Below are 2,225 nucleotides of genomic sequence, written 5' to 3' on the forward strand. Positions count from 1 at the left end.
AAGTTTGCATAATAACCATTATGCAAACAAGCAAAAATTTAAAGGATTAAAAATAATTTTTATTCCTGTTAAAAAATCTAAATGAGCCCATTCTAATTTTGAAAAATAAACAAAAAATTTCCTTATAAGATAAAAGCTCCCGGCGGGCTAAAATGGCCGTCAATTATGGGGCGGTTGTCCGGACGTCAAAGGGGGGGCGGATGAAGGCAGGGAGCGTTTCAGTCCGGGTGAAGACAGCGATGGCGGTTAAGCGCCGGATGTGTAAAGGAGGTGGTATCTGCCCCGTAACGTCACATGCGGGACCAGGCTTCAAATAGAGGGTATGTTTATGAAGTTCACGCCGGGTTTTACCGGACCGGCATGGAGTAGAAAGTGTCCAAATTTTGTGCGCAGCCAAGAAATTACATTTTCTTAAAAAAGGAGTGGTATTGTGAAAATAAACATTATGGGTAAAATCCTGCTTGGCTTTGGAGTTGTTTTATTAATGATGCTGGGTACTTGTTTGTATCTTATTTCAGGAATGAAAGATATAGATGCACAATACAGCACACTTATTACAAAAAAAGCATATGGCTATGCCCTGGCGGAAGCTTCCAATGGTGATTATGCCAGGGCGGGAGCCTACCTGAGGTCGTACATAATAGATGGAAATACGGATAATGCCACAAAGTTTAAAGAGGCCCTAACCAGTGGAGATGAACAATTTAAAAGAATCAACCCATTGCTGACAACCGATGAGGGAAAACGGTCATATGGAGATGTTCAAATAAAGGTCGATGCTTTCAAGAAGTATTCCGAGCAAATAATTGCTCTGGTCGAAGCCCGGGAGTCAGCTTCAGAGGACGGCCGCGAAGCAGCGGAAAAGCAATTGATGGACTATTTTAAAGTAAATAAGGGAGTTATCAGCGACTTAAACGACGCGGCTGACGCCCTGTCAGACCGTCAATTAAAACAGTTGGACCAGGGCAGCGAACAAAATTCGGCCGATGCGGCAAGAACCATTACATTAGCAACAATTATAGCGCTGGTTATAATAATGCTCGGCTTTGTTATTGCCTTTTTTATTGCCCGCATGCTTGCAAATCCAATCCGGCTGGTTGATGTCGAGGCGGCCAAAATTGCCGCCGGTGACCTTACAGGGAAAGAGATAGCGGTAAAATCAAAAGATGAGGTGGGCAATTTAGCGGGGTCCTTCAATGAAATGCTTATGAATCTCCAGGATATTACCAGGCAGTTACAGGAAAAATCGCAGATTGTTGCCTCATCCGCCACTGAATTATCTGCCAGTGCTGAAAACGTATCATCGGCGGTTAACGAGACATCCAGCACCATTGCTGAAGTCGCGTCCACAGTGGAACAGGTTGCTGTTAACGCGCAGCGCATAGCCGAAGCCTCCACCCAGGCCGCCGCCCATGCCAATGAAGGCAGCGAGGGTCTTAAGAGCGTCGTTATGCAAATTAACGCCATACAGGAGGCGGCATCTGCCAGCGGGAAAGTAGTAAGCGGTCTAAGCGAGTCTGCCGGCAAAATCACGCAAATTGTGGAGCTGATTACCAGCATTGCGGACCAGACAAATTTACTGGCTCTGAATGCGGCCATTGAGTCGGCCCGGGCTGGTGAACACGGCCGGGGGTTCGCGGTGGTGGCTGAAGAAGTAAGAAAATTGGCCGAACAGTCCGCCGGAGCGGCCAAGGAGATTCATACTCTCATAACCTCTATCCAGCGGGAATCACAAAAGGCCGTTGAAAGCATGGAGCAAAGTGAAGCCCAGGTGGAAACCGGGGCGCAGGTGGTAAAAGAAGTGGGGTTAACCATAGAAAAGATCATTGCCGCTGTCCAGGGCCTTACGGGAGAAATACAGTCAGTGGCGGCTGCAACCGAGCAGATGAATTCAGGGGTGCAAAATGTGGCCGGAGCGGCTGAAGAGCAGACGGCCACTATGGAGGAGGTTGCTTCCACCACGCAGAGCCTGGCTGCTTTGGCGGAGGAATTGGATGTGCTATCCAAGCGGTTTAAATTAATTTAGCGGCTATTTAATACTGAATTAGAAGGAAATTGACTAAAAAGCGCCGGGGAAAGCACGGCGCTTTTTAGTGGCTCATTCTATTTCCGGATATCTAGGAGAGTGTTGAAAAACACATTGAAAAAACAATAAACATGTTGCTAAACTACCGCCCGAGGCCGTTCAAAAAGCTCCAGATGCAAGGCGTGGCAAGGCCTCAAGC

At 47.3% G+C, this 2,225-nt stretch carries 1 protein-coding gene; it reads left to right on the forward strand.

Annotated features, from left to right (window positions below):
* Nucleotides 1-430: 430 nt before the first annotated feature.
* Nucleotides 431-2,026, forward strand: coding sequence for a methyl-accepting chemotaxis protein (locus DCCM_RS08485; RefSeq protein ID WP_104371993.1), 1,596 nt, complete (start codon nucleotides 431-433; stop codon nucleotides 2,024-2,026).
* Nucleotides 2,027-2,225 lie beyond the last annotated feature (199 nt).

The sequence above is a fragment of the Desulfocucumis palustris genome (assembly GCF_002933875.1).
GTDB classification, from domain to species: Bacteria; Bacillota; Desulfotomaculia; order Desulfotomaculales; family Desulfocucumaceae; genus Desulfocucumis; species Desulfocucumis palustris.